Below are 22,127 nucleotides of genomic sequence, written 5' to 3'. Positions count from 1 at the left end.
ACAGAATACGTTCGTATTCTGTTTGTTTTTTAATAAGGAGTTTCTATGAAAAGCATATTGCTCATCTCACAAAATTTCTATCCTGAAATCGGATCTGCAGCAAACCGTATGAAAAATATATTCAATCATCTCGTGGATCATGGGTATGATGTCTATATCTTAACGACGCAGCCCTCTTACCCGAACGAGAAGATGTATAAAGATGAAAAATACTGGAATGATGAACGGTTAAATAACGTAGCTGATAATAGGGTAATCCGACTAGCGATGCGTCATGAAAAACAAAAGAAAAGTATGTCATCAAGGTTTTATTATTATATTGAATTTATGCTGAAAGTGCATTACTTCGTAAAGCATACGGAAAAATATTTCGATCTCATCTATGTTACAAGTCCTAATATATTTGCACCATGGGGGACATTATTTCTACAGCGTGACATCACTACAAACAAGACGATACTCGAAATTCGAGATTTATGGCCGGACAGTGTGTCTGCCCTCGATAAGATTAATATCGACGTATTTATGCCGATGTTAAGATTGATGGAAAAACGGATGTATAGAAATGCAAAGAAAATTGTAGTGAATAATATGTCGTTCATTCCACACATTCAGAAATATGTAAAAAATAAGGACTTTCTATTCTTGCCGAATGCGATTAACGATGAAGAACTTAACTTTCGACCGAAAAAAGCAACATTCAGCGTCGTATATACTGGAAATCTAGGCTTTGCACAGGATAACAAACAGCTGGAGGAGATCGCTGTAGCACTTAATAAGAATAAAATTCCATTTAATGCGATTGTCTATGGTATACATGCCAATGACTTCAGACGATTTGTAGATGAACAGCAACTCGAATATGTTAACGTGTTTGAAACACTGCCAAAGTCTGAATGTCTTTCATTTACGAGTGAACACCATGTGGCACTCTCCATTCTTAAGCAATCTGAAGTATTTATGAACGTACTTCCCGGCAAGGTGATTGACGCGATATGCATGGAGGTGCCCGTTGTAACCAACTTAGGGGGCTTCACTCAAGCGCTGATACAGGATTATGAAGTGGGTATTAATATTGAATCCGCTTCAACTGAAAAACTGGTGGAAGCCATCTTAACATACAAAGATGATCCATTCATGCTAAGGCGTCATACAGAGAACACAAAGAAAATTCGTTCTGAAGTTTTTAGATGGGAGACAAATATTCATAAACTAATGGATTTTATCAGTTAAATAAATTGAAGAGGCTGTAATTATGAAAATTATTATCGAATTGTTAGAAGAGCAGATACGCAACTTAAATCTTATTTGGAAGTTATCACGCTATAATCTTAAAAGTGAATATTCGAATCATTATCTTGGGGCATTCTGGAATATACTACAACCCCTTATGCAGGTCGTTATTTATTACATTGTCTTTGGGATGGGGTTAAGAGGGAATGCACATAGCGGGGATATGAACTATTTGCTCCATCTGATTACAGGATTATTTCCATGGATCTTTATTTCCCAGGCAATTAACGCAGGTTCTAATACGATACATGCACAGTTAGGTCTAGTAACTAAGATGAAATTCCCTTCTTCTGTACTATTGTCTATTTCATACGTCATTAACTTTATTAATTTGGTATTTACGACACTGATCATATTTTTAATTTCATACTTTAATCACTTTGTATCGTTTGGTCACTATTTTGAATTTCTGTATTTTATATTTGCATCCTATATGCTGATCTTTGCATTTAATCTTATTATGAGTACATTGGTCATTCTTATCAGAGATACGAAGCAGATGCTACAGAACGTGCTGCGTATGTGTTTCTTTGTCACACCAATATTCTGGGATGTAAATACGGTTTCACCTGTACTAAAGGTAATCACGATGCTCAATCCATTTGCTTATCTCATAGGAATATATCGCAATGCATTCATTGAAGGTGAAGGGATGCTCTATGGGAATATCACAGATCATCTTTATTTCTGGACGTTTACACTTTTATTGCTGTATATCGGCGGACATATTCATTATCGATTCAAGAATCGTTTAGTAGATTATTTATAAATTGAGGTGCAAAATGAAATATTTGTTAATTACAAACGCTTACCCAAGTGAAGATAAGATTTATTCGAATGCATTCATCCATAGAAGAGTAAAAGCATACCAGCAGGCAGGTCTGGATATTGAAGTTGTCGTTATGACGACGAAAGTAAGATTTGATGCTGTCTATGACGGGGTCACTGTAAAGTTTCTCGATGAATTCCAGCTCGCTGATTATGTCAATGGTCATCCGTTCCATAAGCTGCTGATTCATTTTATGAATCTGAAGATGTTCCAGGCGCTAAAGATGATGCACACAGTACCTCCAGTAATTATATGGATGCATGGATTTGAAGCTGAACCTTGGTTTTCAAGGTATTACAACTTTTTATCGAGCAAGCAGTCATTTTTAGATGTAATGGAAAGAAAAGATAGTTATTACGAAGAAGTTAAAGAGATGTTTCTTGCATTGATGGATAAGGACCTGTATGATGCGACGTTTATCTATGTCTCAAAAAGCTATAAAGAAAAATATGTCGATCCATATCTCGGGAAAGTACCTGATCAATATCATATTATCCATAACCCGATTAATGAGTCTCTATTTCCGTATCGTCAGAAAAAACCGGAACATAGATTTAACATTTGCAATATCAGACCTTATACAGCTAAGAACTATGCGAACGATATTACAAGAGATGTCATTATCGGTTTAAGCAAGAAGAAATATTTTGATGAGCTGACTTTCGAACTGCATGGTGACGGACCTTTATTTGATGATATAACGAAACCGCTTCAAAAATTCAGTAATGTCAAATTAAATAAAGCATTTGTGCAACAACATGAGATTCATGAAATTCACGCAAGAAACGGCATCTACCTTGGACCTACTAGACATGATTCGCAAGGTGTATCGCTGTGTGAAGCGATGAGCAGCGGCCTTGTGCCTATCTCCAATGATATCGGTGCGATTAAGGAATTTATATTAGATAATGAAACTGGACTTGTTTCAGATAGGGATGATGTTGCAGGAATGATCGAGCTTATTGATTTTCTGGTGAACCATCCTGATGTGTTTCTGCGTCTCAGTCACAATGCAGCGCAAGCGATAAGGCGACTGACTGGAGAAGAAATGATAACGAGAAAAGAACTTGAGGTGATTGAAGGATGACAAATGAAGTGAACTGGGAAGCTGCATATAATGATTTAAAGTCTCAGATTGAATTTATGATGGAAGATACGAGACAGTTACTGGTAGATAATCCTGTCAAACTAAAGATCAATAAGATTGTCGTAGATAAAGATGAGACGTTCTCTTCATTAATTGTCGACGCTTCTGGTGATACGATGATGTATGCATGCTATCTCTATCATCAAAGGTCAAAGAAAGAGCTGGTCAAGACAAAGTATCAATATAGCAACACGTTCGTATTTCAACTACCGAAAGGGAAGTACTTTGCACGTCTCTTCGTAAAAAATCGCATGACGGGTCAGAAAGAAATCGATACGATTTCATTTACTGTGTAAGGAGGATATTATGACTTACGAACTGATTACGCGCTATCCTAAAGCAACGACAACACTCAAAGTAAGTGCAGGAATTGATGCAAGTATATTGAAGCATATCACTCAGCAAGTAGATGATATCGATATATTACTGTCTGAAAGTCTTCCTATTGAAGAAGGTACAAGAGACCTCGGAGATTTAGTGCATGCAACTCATGCTAAGAGATTAACGTTGCGCATTCCTGTCTCCTTGTTTGATACATGTAAAGACAGTATCAACATTGAATATGAATTAACAGAGATAGGTAATAATGCTGCTCATGTGTTCATTACATATAATTTAAAAAATAGAACGTTATCATCTATCAATAACAGCAACATGATCAAGTGGTATCAAATTCAGCAGTATGAAAATATGGAAGCGTATATAGAGGGAACGGTGAACCGCACGATATATAAAGAGATGAAACAGTACCGAAGTCAACTTGGATGGGCAAATGCTAAGATTGAACGCTATGAGTCAAAGGTTCAGGCAGGTATTCGTGAAGATGAAGCGGCGAAATATAATGAGTTAATGAATAAGTATAAAGAAACTTTAAAACGATTAAATAATCTGCGTAATTCAAGACTCGGTAAATTACAGATTAAATATTGGGATTTAAAAGGATAGGTGAAGAGATTGAACTATCAGCATGATGCAAAGCTAAGATATGATGATCTGATACGTGTACGAAAGAAAATCGGTACGATAATGGAAGGGCTGACGATCATTACTGAAACACTGGACTATGGTCACATACAATCACACTTATCCTATATTGTTATCCCTCAGGATAAGGCGGTATATGATGAACTTATTCACAATCATCAATACGACAATGTATTGGTACTATCACCTGCGAAACAACTTGATATTAAAGAAGTTCTGAAATATGTACGAACTTCACATCTAACGTTTGTAAAAGATATTAAAGATCTTATATGTTCTGATGAACCTGTACATTTCAGGTCGAATCATATCTATATTGCGCAACGCTTTATGAATAGCGAGTTGAACCATGTACTGAAAGATGAAGAGACAAAAGAAGATGAAGAGATAGCGCTTGCACAGATCGATACGGAAAAGCAAACGTCTAAAGTAGTTCATCCTAATGTCGTAAAGATTCATGTCGATATTGAATCTCTAAACGACTATGAACTACAGGACGGTGCTGTAGAATACCCTATGAATCATCTGCTTACTAAGCTCTATGAGTTTTACGGGATTATCATACCTAAACAATTTCTAGAGACCCATCGTTTGAAAGCGTCAATTACCGATAACCGTTTCGAAGCTATCACGGAAATGATATGTCATCATGCGTTTGTGATTACACCGCTTGCTGACATTCAGTATGTTGCTGAAGTGCGCAACCTTCTACACACTAAAGACTTAGAGACGATGCCTTCTTTAAATTATCTTAACGAAGTGGCACTGTATCGTAATACTACGAGTGTCAATTCATTTATTCAGCATGTGGCGGATATCTTGTTACTCAGAATTGGTAATAAGATTGATAAAGGTGAAACAAAGCTTGAGATAGAACTGGATAAACTGAAAGCATTTAAAACGATCAACCTTGAAATTCTGAATAAAGGGCGTGCAGAGGAGCTGGTCATCGCTTACTGCTTCCCGCCATACAATGATACTTCTGGCAATGTCATGGCAAAGCGTATCTATATGGAAGGGAATAAAGTAGATATTATCTCAAATAATATGGATAGGATCCGTAAGAAGGATTATTCATTGGAAGGCATTGCAAAAGGACTGATCGATACAAAGTTTATCGTTGATGCCAAACAGGCATTCAGCAGCTATGAAAGTATCGAAACGTTTACGCATCTAGGCATGGAGATATTCAGCACATTCAAAGATAAATATAATAAACTATATAGCCGTGCAATGTTCCCGGCGTCCCATTTCCTGGCGTATGAGATTAAACTGAGTAAACCTGAGATATACTGGCGCGCAGAATTCTCTGATCCGTTATTAACAGATGTGAAATCTGAGAAAAGATTTTCACCGATTAAGTCTAATGAATACATTGAACATTTAAGAGAGACGCTACCTGAAGCCTATCAGTCTCTAGTCGATGACAATGTATTTAATGTATGTGAAATCTTACCACTCGCCTATGCAGATGAACTTATATTCACGAATAAATTACAGCTAGAATACATTATCAAACGCTTTGACAGTGATATACAGGAATCGATTCGTAAGCGTGCAATCATTTCTGCACATCCGACGTTGCCACAGTCATTCTATCATATGGAGCAGGCGAACTATGAATATGATGAGGCACAGCTCAACTTTGCATACTTCGGTAATTTCTATGATACACGCGGATTCAGAGAAATCGAGTTAATGTGTAAATACTTGATTTTAGATGGAATTACAAACTTCAAGGTTAATGTCTTCACAAATATAAATGCGAAGACGAATGGATTCTATAACAACAGCGATTTTAAAGATTATATTAGATTGAATCCCTACTTAGATTACTTCGAGTTCTTAAATTTAACTGAACAGATGGATATTCTGATGATTTATGATGCGCATACGAAAGGGATTAAAGAAGTTAATCCATATTTGCCATCTAAGCTTAGTGATTATCTCGGAAGCTCGGCTTACACGTTAGCATTTATCGAAGAAGACAGTATATTATCTGAACAAGTGAATGAAAAGCTGTACAAAGTAGATATGAACCATTTTTCTGCATACGGAGCAACTGTTCGTGAAATAAACAAACACCTTAATAAAGCGTTAACATTGAAAGAGGAGGTGTCTTATGGAGGCAGTGAAAGTAAAGGTCAATAACGTATCTAAAGCATATCCGGTCAATCAGAGTAAAAGTCAGAAAATACTGGATATCCTTAAGTTCTGGCAGCATAAGACGCATGACGATGTGTATTATGCGCTGAAAGATATCAGCTTCGAAGTGAATGCTGGGGACAGTGTTGGACTCTTTGGATTAAATGGTGCCGGTAAATCAACGCTCTCAAACCTCTTGGGAGAAGTCATCTCACCTACTGCAGGGACGATTGAAATAAACGGCCGAAGCTCACTGATCGCTATATCTGCAGGATTAAATAATGAATTATCAGGGGAAGAGAATATCCGTATGAAATGTCTGATGCATGGTCTGACTGAAGAACAGATTAATGACCGTTTTAATGATATCATCGACTTCTCTGAACTCGGAGACTTCATTAAGAAGCCGATTAAGACGTATTCCAGCGGGATGAAATCACGCCTTGGTTTTGCGATCGCTGTCCATACAGATCCAGACGTACTCATTGTGGATGAGGCGCTGTCTGTAGGGGATGACACATTCTCTAATAAATGTATCGAACGTATGAAAGAGTTTCAAGAAGAAGGGAAGACCATCTTCTTTGTCAGTCATTCTATCGGTCAGATCCAGAAGATGTGCAATAAAGCGATATGGATTCATTACGGCAAAATTGAAGCTCAAGGAGATTGTATTCCGACGGTCGGTTTATATGGCAGGTTTATCAGAAGATATAATCAGTTTGATAAAGAACAGCAGCTTGCATACAAAGAAGAACAACTTCAAAATCAAATAGGATCGATCAACGAAATAGAAGTAAATAAAGAAAATGTATCTAAAAATACATTATTCGGCTTGATCGGTGTTACAGCATTATTTATATTCAGTATGCTGTCTCAATTAAATGTCATACCACTATCACATTATCTAAATATGTTAAAAGGGATGTTTTAACCGTGAAAAAGGTGACCATGTTTGTCTGGAACAACTTTACCAATGACGCAAGGGTGACAAGAGAAGCGAAGACACTTCAGTCTGATTATGATGTCACTGTCATCGCTAAACGTGAAAATAATGAACGTCATATCCCGCTTAAACAAAGTTATAAGGAAGGATATACTGCTGTACGCAAACATAAGACAGAACTACCGAAATTTATAGCGGATCGTATTTATAATAACAAATTAAAGACCATACTTTTAAAGCACATGCCGAATGCTTTCTTGATGATGAAGATGATCCAGGAAGGCTACAGGCAAGATGCAGATATTTATCACAGCCATGATCTGAATACGTTAATTCAAGGGGCTGTCTGTGCAAAATTGAGAACAGATAAACGTATACTTATCTTTGATGCTCATGAAGTGAACACAAGCCGTACAAACTATAAGGCAGGTCTAGTCGGGACAATAGAAAAGTTTCTTATTCGATTTACGGATCGTACAATAGTAGAGAATGAGACACGTGCAACCTATCATGAGTTACTCTATGGATATCGACCGATGTCGCTCTATAACTACTCGGAATACTATGATATAGACGAAGTTGAAGCGGTAGACCTTCCTCTTAAGTATGATAAAACCTTTATTTATCAAGGTGGACTACAGGAAGGACGTGGTTTAGAACGACTGCTTCGTGCGTTCTGGCGGGCGGATATCCCTGCAAATCTACTGATGGTGGGCGACGGAAAGATTCGTCCTCAGCTTGAAGCATTAACGCGCTCGCTCAACTTACAGGACAAGGTGACCTTTACCGGTCGTGTTCCTTATGAGTCGTTACGTTCGTATACAAAGATTGCATATGCAGGGTTCCAGATACTAGAAAATGTGAATTTCAATCATTATTCTGCATCGAGCAATAAACTTTATGAGTATATGATGGCCCATATTCCTGTGATCGCCACAGATCTTCCTGAAATAAAAAGGGTGGTGGAAAAAGAAGGGGTAGGGCTTATCATAAAGCATGATTCAGAAGAAGAACTTACAGCAGCTATTCGTAAGATGTTTGAAGATGAAGCAATGAGAAATGCGATGAAAGAACGAATGAAAGTTAGTAAAGAACAGTATAACTGGGAGAAGGAAAAGCAGAAGCTGCTGAATCTATATCAAGATCTTGAGGTGAGCTGATGACAGAGCAAGAGAAGAAGATACTTGTGGAGAGTTTAAATAATGAAAGATATGCCTTAAACCAGCTTAAATATAAGGACATGGAAATCGCACTGCTAAAGAAGAAGCTCAGTCTATATGAACATAGATGGCATAAATTAATGAATCTTCTGCCAGTGAAAGTATTACGCAGTGCAATGCGCTATGTAAAGGGGCTGAAGTAAATGCGTATAAGAAAGAGAATTCAGGAGATCGACGCGCTGCTATCAAGAATTGAACAAAATGCACCTCTATCTATTGAAGATGCAGTAGAAGCAATTGAGCAGCCGATAAAGCATAAAGGCATATCCGTCATCGTCCCCTTATATAAGAGCCGAAAGTATTTGCACCAATTAGTAGAGAATATTAACACCTTCAAAACAACGACGTTTGAAGTGATCTTTGTGTTGAATGGAGATGAAGGCTCTGTTGAGGAAGACAAAGAGACCTTGAATTCACTTACAAAAGAATTCAAGTATCACATCATTGAATCAGGTCATGGCGCATCGATCGCCCGCAATAAAGGAATTGAAATTGCTCAATATTCTCATACGCTGTTCCTGGATGCAGATGATACACTTCATCCACACACATTATTTGAGCTAAGTAAGCATCTCGATTTCGCAAATATTTCTGTATTTCATCTCTATAATGTTCATAATGAAGAGATAGAACAGGATAATATCATAGAAAAAGAAAAGAATCAGCTAAAAGGACAACTGACATCTGACTATATGAAACTGACTAAAATATTATCCATGAACGGCGCGAAGCTGATTCCGACACATTACTTAAAGACCATAAGGTTTGATGAAACACTGACATCAGGAGAAGATGTCGTACTGATGACGCACATCTTAGCACGCTTCAGACCGATCATCAATGTCATTGACAGTACAGTATGTGTCTATTATAGACATATGACCGAGCACTCGGTAAGCAGGCAGTCGATGAGCTATGCATTTAACGTTACAGATAGAATCAGTGTTATACAGGCACTCGCACAGTTACTCGACGCGGAAGACGATACATCAATAAGACAGTTCATTATGAATCGCATGGATGCTCAGGCAGGATTTATCAATAGATATCTGCATCATGATGTGACAGCTTATCAGCAGGTGATCCAGGATTTACAGCGCATACATGCTGAATACCTTCCGTATCAAACTGTAAACAAAGGACTCGCACAGACACTATACATCGGATATTGCTTTGCACCGTATAATGATACAAGCGGTGTTATCCTGGGAAAACGTATCGCCGAACGCAAAGTACCTGCTGATGTGATCTCCAATAATATGAGCGATGTGAGAACAACAGATTACACATTAAACGAACTATCAGACCCATATATCGCGAAACATTATGGCATTAACAGTAAATCCTCATTCAGTAACTATCAGCTGATGAATGTATTCGTGCAGCAAGGCGCTAAGAAGCTAAGAAATAATACATATAAAGAAATCTATTCCAGAGTACTCTGGCCTGCGAGTCATCTATTAGCATGGAAACTAAAGACAAATAATACAAAATGGATTGCTGAGTTCTCTGACCCTGTACTATATGATATTAAGAATAAAGAGCGACACAGTAAAGTGTCATTTACCTATGTCAATAAAATAAAAAGACAGGCACCAGAAGAATATCATCCATACATCGATGATAACCTGTACAATATCGTAGAACTGCTCCCCTTTATATTTGCAGATGAAATCGTATTTACAAATAATAAACAGAGAACACAGATGATAAAGAGATTTACAGAAGACATACAGCAGGCAATTATCAAGAAATCCGTTATCAGACCACATCCAACACTATGTGCACAGTACTATGAGAAACAACACGCACTGATCACAGTCGATAAAGCAACATTCAATATCGGTTATTTCGGTGATTTCTATGAAACGCGTGGCCTTAAAGAAATTCAGGAACTGATAGATCATCCAGAACTTATTGAAGCACTTAATCCATCGAAGTTACCATTAGCATTTCACATCTTTACAAGTAGTCCTATCAATGTCAGGCAGATGATCAGTCTCTATGAAATGACTCAAGTAAATGTACATGAAGCATTACCATACTTTGAATTTCTAAATGCGACGAAGCAATTCGACTCGCTTATTGTTATGGATGCACACACGAAGGGGATTAAAGAAGAAAATCCATATTTGCCGAGTAAGTTAAGTGATTATAAAGGAAGCGGCGTTCCTGTAATTGCATACTGTGAAGAGGGAAGTCCGATGGATGAGATGGAAACGATTCAAGGGATTAAGATTAGAATTAAAGAAGATGATGTGTAATGCGTCATCTTTTTTTGTAAATCTTAACAACAATTTGTAAATTGTTGTATAAAAACAGTAAGAATTTGAAATTTTAAATCTAAATTATTAAATATTATGATATTATTGAAAATAGAAATTAAATAGGATTTTTAGGAGGAAGACATGGAAGAAGTAATTGATATTTCGAAGGTTTTGAATTTATTGAAAAGGAATTGGAAGTTTATTGTGAGTTTATCTTTGCTTGGTGCATTGCTAGCTGCTGCAATAAGTTTCTTTTTAATTAAGCCGACATATTCAGCGTCGACTCAAATTCTGGTGAACTCTAAAGATAATAAAACACAATTCGAATTACAAGCTAACCAAACAGATTTACAGTTAATTAATACATATAATGAGATTATTAAATCACCTGTCATCTTAGACGAGGTAGCGGACAATCTCAAAGTTTCAGATGACTTAGCTCCAAAGATCAGTGTATCGAACTCAACACAATCTAAAGTAATCACAATCAGCACAAACGCAAAGAATTATAAAGATGCAGCTAAGATTGTTAACGAAACTGCACGTGTTTTCTCTAAAGAAGTTGGAAAGATCATGAAGACAGATAATGTTACTGTCCTTACGAAAGCGGATGAAGATTTAAAGGCTTCTCCAGTGAAACCAAAGCCATTAATTAACACATTAATTGGATTACTATTAGGATTATTATTGGCATTAGCGATAACCCTTTTGAATAACATATTAGACAAACGTGTAAAAACAGAAGAAGAAGTTCAAGAAATCTTAGGTATCCCTGTAATTGGAATGATTCCGCACTTCGATGAAAAAACTTTAAAATAGAAAGATTGGTGAATATATTGTTTAAAAGAAAAAGTAATTTAACACAACTTCCTAAAGAAAGAAAGTTAATAACACATTTGTACCCTAAATCAACAATCAGTGAGCAATATCGAATGATTCGTTCGAACATTATGTTCTCAGGGATTGATCATGAAATTACGAAGCTCGTTGTAACCTCTGCAGCACCTTCAGCTGGTAAATCGACAACGGCTGCTAATATTGCTGTAGCTTATGCACAAGCAGGAAAGAAAGTCTTGCTGATTGACGGCGATTTAAGAAAACCAACTGTTCAATATACATTTGAAACAAAGAATGTGTTTGGGTTATCTAACTTAATTACAGATCAGATAGGATTGGAACAAGCAGTGCAAAACACACAAGTTGAAAACTTATCGATTATGACTTCAGGACCAATCCCACCGAATCCTAGTGAACTGTTAGCTTCTAAGCGCTTTAAAGAATTGATCTCAAATTTCGAAGAGCACTTTGATATGATCATCATTGATACACCGCCCGTTTTAGCAGTGACAGATGCGGTAATCATGTCTAATGTGGTTGATGGCACGATACTAGTTACCAACGTAGAGACAAATAATAAGCATCATTTGGTTAAAGCGAAAGAAGTGCTACAGAAATCTGATGCAAACATACTGGGAATCGTATTAAATAATGTAGAGAAATCATCAAAAGATGACTACTACTATTATGAATACTACGGCAAATCAAATTAACAGAAAGGAACAACATCATGACAGCTAAAAAAAGGTTAATGTTCTTAATTATTTTAGATTCAATCATCGTTTCACTTTCTGTCTTTTTCTGTTATTCAATTATTTTTCCATTTTTTAAAGATGATCAGCTCAATGACTTATTAGTATATTCAGTACTTCTTCTGCTAAGTCATCATCTATTTGCATATATATTTAACCTGTATCACCGTGCATGGGAATATGCGAGTATCAACGAACTGTTAGCAATCGTCAAAGGCGTTACTGCAAGTATCTTATTAACTTCAGTTCTAGCATTTATCATTAATGGACAGGTGTTCATCCGCTTAATATTTATTACATGGATGATGCATCTCATATTAATTGGTGGATCAAGAATAAGCTGGCGCGTGGTAAGACGATACATTTTAGATGAAGATATCGAATTGATTCCGACTTTAATAGTAGGGGCAGGTCGAGGTGGAAACTTATTGATTCATCAGATGTTATCGACACTAACTATGGGAATGAAACCAATAGTAGCGGTCGATGATGATCCAAATAAGAAGAATATAGAATTAACAGACGGAATTAAAGTGAGAGGCACAACCTCAGATATACATAATTTAGTAACTAAGTACGATATCAAACGTATCGTAATTGCTATTCCAAGTTTAGATAAGCAAAAGTTAAATGACATACATAAAGCTGCAACTGAGACCGGATCGGAAGTGTTAATTATGCCGAATATTGACGATATTATGGCAGGTCGATTAGAAGTTTCTCAATTGAAAAAAGTAGAAGTAGAAGACTTGTTAGGGAGAGCTCCAATTCAATTAGATGATAAAGGAATTTTAGAACAAGTTGAAAATAAAACCATTTTGGTAACAGGTGCTGGTGGATCTATAGGTTCTGAAATATGTAGACAAATAGTTAAATTTAAGCCGAAAAGAATTGTCTTATTAGGACATGGAGAAAATTCAATTTATCTAATTAATGAAGAGTTAAAAAATAAATTACTGGGTTCTATAGAAATTATTCCGATAATTGCAGATGTGCAGGATAGAGAGCGTATGTTTGAACAGATGATGAAATACAAACCTGATATTGTCTATCATGCCGCTGCTCATAAACATGTTCCATTAATGGAATATAATCCAACAGAAGCTGTGAAGAATAATATCATAGGAACAAAAAATACAGCTGAGGCATCATTAAATGCAAAAGTACCAGTTTTTGTGCTTGTTTCAACTGATAAAGCTGTTAATCCTCCAAATGTTATGGGAGCTACTAAGCGGATGGCAGAGTTGATTATACAAGCTTTAGATAAGAATAGCGACACTACGAGATTTGTTGCTGTTAGATTTGGAAATGTACTTGGATCAAGGGGTTCAGTAATACCAAAATTTAAAGAGCAAATAGAATCTGGTGGACCAGTCACAGTTACTCATCCAGACATGACTCGATATTTTATGACTATTCCAGAAGCCTCACGCTTAGTTATACAAGCGGGTACACTTGCAAAAGGTGGAGAAATATTTGTGTTAGATATGGGTGAACCAGTAAAGATAGTTGACCTAGCTAGGAACATGATAAAACTTAGTGGATATTCAATAGAAGACATTAAAATTGAATTTACAGGTATTCGCCCAGGCGAAAAGATGTATGAAGAATTACTTAATGAAGAAGAAATACATCCAGAGCAAATTTATCCGAAAATTTATATAGGTAAGGCAACTCAAATTGAGGAAAGTAAGATAAACAATTTTATTGAATACTTACTAAATAATCAGGATATTAAAGAAGAGTTAGTTAAATTTGTAAATAATAAAGGAGATGTAAGTAATGTATAATATACCTTTTAGCCCGCCAGATATTTCACAAGATACAATAAATGAAGTTATCGATACTTTGAAATCTGGATGGATTACAACAGGTCCTAAAACTCAATTATTCGAAGAAAGACTTGCTAATTATATTGGTAATAACAAGGTAGTAACTACAAATTCGGCAACAGCAGCAATGGAACTTGTACTAAGAGTATTGGGAATAGGACCTGGAGATGAAGTTATTACATCAGCATATACATATACTGCAAGTGCGAGTGTAATTAATCATGTTGGGGCAAAAATTGTCTTAGTTGATACACAAAAAGATAGTTTAGAAATGGACTATGATAATTTAGAACAAAAAATAAATAAGAATACGAAAGCAATTATTGCTGTAGATATCGCTGGGAAAATTTGTGATTACAAAACAATTTATAAGAAAATCGAAAAGCATAATGATATTTTCAAAACAAATAATGATTTACACAAAAAGATTGGCAGAATTGCCGTCGTAGCTGACGGCGCACATTCTTTTGGTGCTACAAGAGATGGTATAGAAAGTGGTAACTTTGCAGACTTTACATGTTATTCATTTCATGCTGTTAAAAACCTAACTACTTCTGAAGGCGGAGCTATTACTTGGAATAAATCACTAGACATTGATGATGAAGAGTTATATAGAATATTCAAGATGTATGGTTTACATGGTCAAACTAAAGACGCATTTTCAAAAATGAAAAAAGGTAATTGGGAATATGATATAGAAGTTCTAGGATATAAAACGAATATGACTGATATATCTGCATCAATAGGGATTAGTCAATTAAAGACATACGAAGAAAGTTTAAAAAGAAGAAAAGAAATCGTAAATAAATATGATGAAAATTTACAAAAAAATATCTCATTTTTAAAGCACATTGATAAAGAATTTGAATCAAGCTGTCATTTATATTTAACATGGATTAAAGGGATATCAGAACTAGAAAGAAATACGATAATAGAAAAAATGGCTGAAAAAGGAATTGCAACAAATGTTCATTATAAGCCTTTACCTTTATTAACTGCGTATAAAAAATTAGGCTTTTCTATTACGGATTATCCTAATGCATATAAAGCGTATAAAAATGAAGTTTCATTACCAATTTACCCACAATTAACCGATGATGAAGTTCAATATATTATAGAACAATTTAATCAGATAGTTGGTGAAATACATGATTAAGTTTTTGGTTCTTGGAGTTGCAAGTGTTCAAGCAGATTTAATTGAATACTTAAATGAAAATAATATAGAGACTCATGCTGTTGCAATGAGAAATGATGGTCCCGGTGCAGAAAGTGCTAATTACTTTGAAGAAATAAATATTTTGGATAAAGAAAGCCTTGAAAAATATATTGTTGATAATAAAATTGATGCAGTATATTCTGTAGGATCAGATATTGCTATGCCAATAGTAGGTTATTTATCTGAAAAATTTAACTTACCATACTTTACATCAGAAGCAGCAGCAAAGATTTGTAATAATAAAAATTTAATGAGAGAAATTACAAAGAACTGCAAAGGATCTATTAAAACTTTAATATTGGATGGACCAGTAAATGAAGATGTAAATTTAAGATATCCTTTAATAGTAAAGCCTTCCGATGGTCAAGGTCAAAGAGGGATAAATTTAGTACATAATTATGAAAATCTCAATTCAGCAATTAAACATTCAATTGATTTTAGTAGAAATAAACTTGTTGTTGTTGAAGAATATAAGGCTGGATATGAAGTTTCTGTAAACGGCTATTTGATTAATGGCAAAATGAGCTTCATGCTTGTATCTGGTAGAGAAACATGGAAAGAATATACTGGACTAATTCATAAACATATAGCAGATGACAGCATTTCATATCCGACAAAAGAAATAGAAGAGGTAACGATTCAACATTGTAAAGCTATTGGAATAGAAAATGGACCAGTTTATGCTCAACTTAAAGTAGAGAATAATGTCCCATATATGATCGAAATAACTCCTCGATTTGATGGATGCCATATGCATAAAGTAATAAAGTACCACACTGGTAATGATTTACTAGATATGTCTATCAAGCATCTATTAAATGGCATACAACCAAACTTTACAGATAATATTATAATGCCAGTCACTTTAGAATTTAAATGCGAAATACCAAATAATAAAGTAGATTACAGTAAATTCAAAATTAATGAGGATATAATCGAAGAATATAACTATTATAAAAATGGTGAGATTATTCGTCCTGTTAATGGAGTATATGATAAGGTTGGATATTACATATATTCAAAAAAGGGTGATTAAAATGAATATTATTATAACAGGTGCTACTGGTTTATTAGGAAGATATGTAAATGAAGTAATTGGGGAACAATATAATTTAACTCTTCTTAGTAGACAGAAAAATGAAGATACAATTTATACTGATTACTCAATAAATTCTTTAAAGGATATCATGAATGAAAACAATATAAGCACCGTAGTACATCTTGCTGGAAGTAGAATACAAGCAAATTCCTTTTTAGATTATAATAATGAGCAGCAAATACTATCTAATATTTTCGAGGCATCAAATGAAACAAATATAAAAAAGATAATCATTGCTTCATCTATTTCAGTATATTCCGATGTAGAAAAGCTACCATGGAAGGAAACTCAAGTCCATTCTCCTAAAAACTTTTATGGAATTAATAAAATGACAACTGAAAAAGTAAGTGAATTATATGGTCAGAAGTACAATATTGAAGTTATTAATTTAAGACTTTCACATTTATATGGTGCTAATGAAAAAAATAATTATATGATTAACATATTTATGAGAAAAGCATTCAAAGATTTAGATATAGAAGTTCATAATGAATGTATTGTAAAAAGAGAGTTCTTGTATGCTAAAGATGCAGCAAATGCTATATTATGTGCAATTAACTCTGAAGTTAGTGGAACTTTTAATATCGTTGGGAAAGAAATGATGTCTAATTTAGAAGTTGCCGAAAAAATTATATTAGGCATGAATTCGAATTCACATATAGTCAGATGCAATGAAAAGATGGTTGATGATATTCAGCCTTCATATATGGATGGTAAATTAGCTTTAGAAAAATTAAAATTTGAACCGAAATTTACATTTATAGAATCTATAAATGAAATTAAAATTGAAATGGAGAAGTTAGAATATGTACCAGAAATATATTAAAAGAATTTTGGATATATTAATGTCATTAATTTTACTTCCAATCATGCTTATTATATTTATACCAGTTGCAATCTTAATCAAGATGGAAGATAAAGGAAGTGTTTTTTTTAACGGTTCTAGATTAGGCCAACAATTTAGAGAATTTAAGATGCTGAAATTTAGAACTATGAAGGAAAATGCTCCTGATATAAGAAATAGTGATGGTAGTACATTCAACTCTGATAATGATCCAAGGGTTACAAACGTAGGTAGAATACTGAGAAAAACAAGTCTTGATGAAGTTCCACAAGTGATGAACGTACTTAAAGGAGATATGAGCTTTGTTGGTCCGAGACCTAGTCCTTTAGGGAATACGGATAAATATCCTGAATTTTATAAGCAAAAATTCAATGTAAAACCGGGGATAACTGGATATAATCAAGCAATTTTGAGAAATAGTGCAACAATGGAGGAACGTATGAAAAATGATTACTTTTATGCAAATAATGTATCATTTACTTTAGACGCCTATATTATCGTTAAAACAATTGTATCAGTCCTTCAGCAAAAAAATATTAATAAGTAGGTGAAAGTTTGACCGAGCAGCTCATATTAATAACAAATTATTTTCCTTTTCATAAGGGTGAAGAATATTTAGAAAGTGAAATTAAATTTTTATCAAAAGAATTTGATCAAATATTAATTATTCCTACAATGGTTAGTAATTCTATGCAGAGAACTAGAATAGTACCTAATAATTGCAAAGTCATAAGTTATAGGTTTTCTCAAAATAAATTTAATCGATTAAAGACATTTTTAAAATACATTCCGAAAATGTTATTTTTGGATAAAAAAATGATTATAGATTCTTCTAATTTGAATCCATATAAGATTATGTACAATATGTACGTACAGTCAAGGGCTCGAGATATATTAGCCAGATTAACCGCTAATGAGGATATTATTCGTTTTATGACAAGGAATACCAATACAGTAATCTACTCTTATTGGTTTTATTTAACATGTATGGTAAGTGTAGGATTGAAAAAAGAGTTTAATAGATTAGATGCTAAAATAATATCTCGTGGTCACGGCTATGATGTAAATGAACATCTCAAACCATTTAATTATTTACCATTTAGAAACTATATGCTTGCCAATATTGATTATTTATATACTGTTTCTAATAATAGTAGAGATAAAATCAAAAATAAATATCCTTTATATAAAGATAAAATTGAAACTAGAAGATTAGGCGCACTTGATGGTGAATTCATAGAGGAAAATAATGAAAAACTTATTGTAAGTTGTTCAACTGTGAGAACATTAAAGAGAATTGATATTATTATAGATGCTTTAAAAAATATTGATATGAAAAAATATAACTTAAGATGGATTCATATTGGGGATGGTCCACAATTTGAAGAGATAAAAAGAAAAGCGGAAGAGTCATTACAGTCTTCTTCTTTCAAATTCATTGGTAATATACCAAATAATGAAATAAAAAGTTTTTATCGTGAAAATAAGCCCTTATTATTTATCAATACTTCATCATCTGAAGGGGTCCCAGTTTCTATAATGGAAGCATTATCTTTCAGTATTCCAGTTATTGCTTCAGATGTCGGTGGGACAAATGAATTACTGATTGATGGTTATAATGGATTTTTACTACGAAGATTTGATGATGTACTTGAAGTTACTAATAAAATTCATGAGTTTTTAAGTATGGATAAAAATGAGTATAAAGTGATGCGTGAAAATGCATATAAGAGTTGGGATAAAGATTGGAATGCGGAAAAGCTTTATAATAATTTTGCAAAGGAACTAAAAAATTATGAACAATAGTTTTCGCTTGGTTTTTATCATTTTTACTTTTCTCTTATTTCTACTGGGATTATTTAGCGATAACTTGCACATATTGTTCTGGTCAGTAATGCTACAATTTATCCATAATTTTTGGTATTCATTGATTAATATATATAACAGAATTATATTTTTGTGCTTTAATGTGTCGATATTTATATTCTTGTTTGGAAGATTATTTGTAAGTTATTTCTTTGGATATAAATCGGATATTTCAGGGATTTTAGGCACAAATTTTTATGAAGCTTCTTTAATAGTTTTTATATTAAAGATTATTTATACAGGATTAATTACTTTATATATAGGTTTTAGGATTTATGATAGAAAAATTGAAGAAAATTTTCAAAACTCTCATCATGTAAAATTTAATCCTTATTTAAGAATTACTTCGTTAGTTGTCTTTTATATAACAATTATTTTTAAAGTCATGGTTGATTATGAAGCTGTTCAAGTTGCTTCATCGCAAGGGTATTTTGAGTATTTCTCAACATTTAAATCATCTTTGCCATCAATGGTTGTACTATTAAGTAAGTTTAATGCAATATCATTTTATACCTATTTGTCTACAAAGCCTATAAAAAAGCGAGTATTACCAGTTATAGCTATTTATTTAACTGTAAGTGCTTTATCTTTATTTACAGGTTCCAGATCAAATTTTATGCTTAATGTGTTAATAATTATCATTTATTTTGGACTTAGAACAGCAACTAGTAATGAAAATTGGTTTGGAAAAATGGAAAAGATGATGGTTCTTATACTTATTCCAGTACTGATGATTGTTATGACGTTTATTGGTGAAGCTAGAAATAAATATTCAAAAGGAATTTCATCAAGTATAGACACTATTTTTGAATTTTTTTATAGTCAGGGTGTAAGTGTTAATATTATAGGATATACAAAATTACTTGAGAGAAGCATTCCTGATAAGATTTATTCATTTGGACCATTCATTGAATATTTTAGATATAATATTTTATCAAAATTTCAAGATGTAAAATTTTTAGAAGGTCAATCTGTAGAGCGTGCTTTAGAAGGATATCAATACTCACATACTATGTCATATTTAATAATGCCTGATTTATATATTCGTGGTGTAGGTTATGGTTCAAGTTATATGGCTGAATTATTTCATGACTTTGGATGGATAGGTTTGATTATTGGTGGAATGATTTTTGGTATGATTATAGGGAAGTTTACTTTAGAGTTTAATAATAAGAGTATATTTATTGTTTTAATTGTGTTGATGATGACGCGAGCAATTTTATTTGTTCCGCGAGCTAGTACTGTTTATTTTATAATCAATACATTTATTATCGAAAACATAGTTGGTGTAATTGTAATATTCTCTTTAGCATTTACAATAAAAGCATTAGTAGGGAATAAATATGAATCAAATTAAAATGGGTATAATTATATCTTATCTTTCAATACTTTGTAATATATTGGTGGCAATTTTTTATACACCTTTTTTTATAAGGATACTTGGTAATTCAGAGTTTGGATTATATTCTCTTGGAATTTCATTTGTTGGATATATTAGTATAATGGATTTAGCAATTGGAAATACAATTGCAAAGTTTATTTCACAAAATAGAATAAAAGGATCTAAACTAGATGAGGAAAAAATATATGCATATATTTTTAAATTATATACATACACCACTCTAGCTGCATTAACCATTTTTATTATTATTTATTTTAATGTAGATAATATTTTTAGTTCAAATTTAACAGCACCCGAGATCGAATCATTGAAACTGATATTAATCATTTTAACTATTAATTTTATTATTTCATATTATCCAGGGATGTATAATGGGCTATTACAAGCATATGAATACTTTACTATAACGAAATCAATACTAGTTGCGCGAGTTTTATTACCTGCAATAATATCCGTACCTTTTTTATTGAGAGGGCATGGTGCAGTAACAGCAATTTTAATCAATTGTTTAGTAGGTTTTTTTCTTTTGATTGTTGGGATGATCTTGGCAAAAAATAAAATTAATTTAAAATTAAAATTTCATAAAACAGGATTGAAAAATAACAAGGAAATACTAATGTATTGTATATTTGTTATGCTTTCTGTATCCGTAGAACAATTTACCTTAAATTCTGGACAAATAATTTTAGGTTCAACTAGTGGTACAGAGGCAGTAGCAACTTTTGTAATTGCAATTCAATTTGCCAGAATTTATCAGCAATTTGCATCTTCAATATATAATGTAACTTTTCCAAGCTTTCAAAAACTAATTGCTAATAAAATGGATAATAAAGTTATATTAGAATATATGATAAAAATAAGTAGACATCAATTGATTATTTTACTATTTATTTTGAGTGGATTTATAATATTTGGTAGAAGATTTTTAATTATCTGGGCTGGCCCAGACTTTGAAAGTTCATACTTATTGACAGTTATAATTATGGCAGCCATTACAATTCCTTTAATTCAGAATACTGGACTTAGTATTATTCAAGCTATGAATAAACAAACCTTTAGAACCGGACTTATATTGGCAATAACAATTATTATGATATTGGTTGCCATTTACAGCTCACATATATATGGAGCACTAGGTGTTGCACTGTCTATTGCATTTATAAGTTATTTATTGTATTCAATAATTATTAATGTATATTTCCATTATTATATTAAATTAAATATGTTAGTATACTGGAAAGAAATGATTAAAGTAATAATGCCAATTACTATTGTTACTTTAGCATATTTTATGTTGTATAATCATAATATTAAAAGTTTCAACAATATATATTTATATTTAATTATTAATATAATAATTTATACAATAATTTATTTGATTATTTGTTGGCTCTTATTCTTAGGTCAAAACGATAAAAAACGTATTATTGATAAATTAAGGAGGAGGTAAA

The 22,127-nt window shown here is 33.2% G+C and carries 20 protein-coding genes; all 20 read left to right on the top strand.

Annotated features, from left to right (window positions below):
• The first annotated feature begins 45 nt into the window (after positions 1 to 45).
• The 20 genes from QNJ52_RS01690 to QNJ52_RS01595 all read left to right on the top strand — a co-directional run bounded on the left by QNJ52_RS01690 (position 46) and on the right by QNJ52_RS01595 (position 22,126).
• Positions 46 to 1,233 carry a glycosyltransferase family 4 protein gene (locus QNJ52_RS01690; RefSeq protein WP_283721713.1) on the top strand — a complete coding sequence of 396 codons (1,188 nt, stop codon included), beginning with the start codon at positions 46 to 48 and terminating at the stop codon, positions 1,231 to 1,233.
• A 22-nt stretch (positions 1,234 to 1,255) separates the two neighbouring features.
• Positions 1,256 to 2,062 (top strand): ABC transporter permease, encoded by an 807-nt coding sequence (locus QNJ52_RS01685; protein ID WP_283721712.1) that lies wholly within the window; start codon positions 1,256 to 1,258, stop codon positions 2,060 to 2,062.
• Between the two features lie 13 nt (positions 2,063 to 2,075).
• Entirely contained in the window at positions 2,076 to 3,209 is a 1,134-nt protein-coding gene (locus QNJ52_RS01680; RefSeq protein WP_283721711.1) for a glycosyltransferase family 4 protein, read from the top strand.
• Positions 3,206 to 3,565: a hypothetical protein gene (locus QNJ52_RS01675; protein ID WP_101041764.1), complete on the top strand. Its 360-nt coding sequence runs from the start codon at positions 3,206 to 3,208 to the stop codon at positions 3,563 to 3,565. The genes QNJ52_RS01680 and QNJ52_RS01675 overlap by 4 nt, the downstream gene beginning before the upstream one ends.
• Before the next feature lie 10 nt (positions 3,566 to 3,575).
• The gene (locus QNJ52_RS01670; protein WP_283721710.1) at positions 3,576 to 4,214 is read left to right on the top strand and encodes a TrbJ/VirB5 family protein; all 639 of its coding nucleotides are present in this window, start codon (positions 3,576 to 3,578) and stop codon (positions 4,212 to 4,214) included.
• A 9-nt stretch (positions 4,215 to 4,223) separates the two neighbouring features.
• On the top strand, positions 4,224 to 6,404 hold the full coding sequence (locus tag QNJ52_RS01665) for a hypothetical protein (RefSeq protein ID WP_283721709.1): 2,181 nt from the start codon (positions 4,224 to 4,226) through the stop codon (positions 6,402 to 6,404).
• On the top strand, positions 6,376 to 7,329 hold the full coding sequence (locus QNJ52_RS01660; RefSeq protein ID WP_283721708.1) for an ABC transporter ATP-binding protein: 954 nt from the start codon (positions 6,376 to 6,378) through the stop codon (positions 7,327 to 7,329). The genes QNJ52_RS01665 and QNJ52_RS01660 overlap by 29 nt, the downstream gene beginning before the upstream one ends.
• Before the next feature lie 2 nt (positions 7,330 to 7,331).
• On the top strand, positions 7,332 to 8,501 hold the full coding sequence (locus QNJ52_RS01655) for a glycosyltransferase (protein WP_283721707.1): 1,170 nt from the start codon (positions 7,332 to 7,334) through the stop codon (positions 8,499 to 8,501).
• Positions 8,501 to 8,704 (top strand): hypothetical protein, encoded by a 204-nt coding sequence (locus QNJ52_RS01650; RefSeq protein WP_101152469.1) that lies wholly within the window; start codon positions 8,501 to 8,503, stop codon positions 8,702 to 8,704. The genes QNJ52_RS01655 and QNJ52_RS01650 overlap by 1 nt, the downstream gene beginning before the upstream one ends.
• The gene (locus QNJ52_RS01645; protein WP_283721706.1) at positions 8,705 to 10,825 is read left to right on the top strand and encodes a glycosyltransferase; all 2,121 of its coding nucleotides are present in this window, start codon (positions 8,705 to 8,707) and stop codon (positions 10,823 to 10,825) included.
• 144 nt (positions 10,826 to 10,969) lie between these two features.
• Positions 10,970 to 11,647 (top strand): Wzz/FepE/Etk N-terminal domain-containing protein, encoded by a 678-nt coding sequence (locus QNJ52_RS01640; RefSeq protein ID WP_283721705.1) that lies wholly within the window; start codon positions 10,970 to 10,972, stop codon positions 11,645 to 11,647.
• A gap of 8 nt (positions 11,648 to 11,655) precedes the next feature.
• Positions 11,656 to 12,378, top strand: a complete 723-nt coding sequence (locus QNJ52_RS01635; protein ID WP_481817286.1) for a CpsD/CapB family tyrosine-protein kinase — start codon at positions 11,656 to 11,658, stop codon at positions 12,376 to 12,378.
• 17 nt (positions 12,379 to 12,395) lie between these two features.
• Entirely contained in the window at positions 12,396 to 14,207 is a 1,812-nt protein-coding gene (locus tag QNJ52_RS01630) for a polysaccharide biosynthesis protein (protein WP_283721703.1), read from the top strand.
• Positions 14,200 to 15,405, top strand: coding sequence for a DegT/DnrJ/EryC1/StrS family aminotransferase (locus QNJ52_RS01625; protein ID WP_283721702.1), 1,206 nt, complete (start codon positions 14,200 to 14,202; stop codon positions 15,403 to 15,405). The genes QNJ52_RS01630 and QNJ52_RS01625 overlap by 8 nt, the downstream gene beginning before the upstream one ends.
• Complete coding sequence (locus tag QNJ52_RS01620; protein WP_283721701.1) at positions 15,398 to 16,501, top strand: ATP-grasp domain-containing protein; 1,104 nt, start codon at positions 15,398 to 15,400, stop codon at positions 16,499 to 16,501. The genes QNJ52_RS01625 and QNJ52_RS01620 overlap by 8 nt, the downstream gene beginning before the upstream one ends.
• Before the next feature lies 1 nt (position 16,502).
• A complete protein-coding gene (locus tag QNJ52_RS01615) occupies positions 16,503 to 17,390 on the top strand; it encodes an NAD-dependent epimerase/dehydratase family protein (protein WP_283721700.1) in 888 nt (295 codons plus the stop codon).
• A complete protein-coding gene (locus tag QNJ52_RS01610) occupies positions 17,371 to 17,955 on the top strand; it encodes a sugar transferase (protein WP_283721699.1) in 585 nt (194 codons plus the stop codon). The genes QNJ52_RS01615 and QNJ52_RS01610 overlap by 20 nt, the downstream gene beginning before the upstream one ends.
• A gap of 8 nt (positions 17,956 to 17,963) precedes the next feature.
• Positions 17,964 to 19,214, top strand: coding sequence for a glycosyltransferase (locus QNJ52_RS01605; RefSeq protein ID WP_283721698.1), 1,251 nt, complete (start codon positions 17,964 to 17,966; stop codon positions 19,212 to 19,214).
• A complete protein-coding gene (locus QNJ52_RS01600; RefSeq protein ID WP_283721697.1) occupies positions 19,204 to 20,631 on the top strand; it encodes an O-antigen polysaccharide polymerase Wzy family protein in 1,428 nt (475 codons plus the stop codon). The genes QNJ52_RS01605 and QNJ52_RS01600 overlap by 11 nt, the downstream gene beginning before the upstream one ends.
• Complete coding sequence (locus QNJ52_RS01595) at positions 20,618 to 22,126, top strand: lipopolysaccharide biosynthesis protein (protein WP_283721696.1); 1,509 nt, start codon at positions 20,618 to 20,620, stop codon at positions 22,124 to 22,126. Before QNJ52_RS01600 ends, QNJ52_RS01595 begins: the two co-directional genes overlap by 14 nt.
• Position 22,127: the final 1 nt, after the last annotated feature.

The sequence above is a fragment of the Macrococcus sp. S115 genome (assembly GCF_030067655.1).
GTDB lineage: Bacteria > Bacillota > Bacilli > Staphylococcales > Staphylococcaceae > Macrococcoides > Macrococcoides psychrotolerans.
This window is presented reverse-complemented; position numbering and strand designations above follow the sequence as displayed.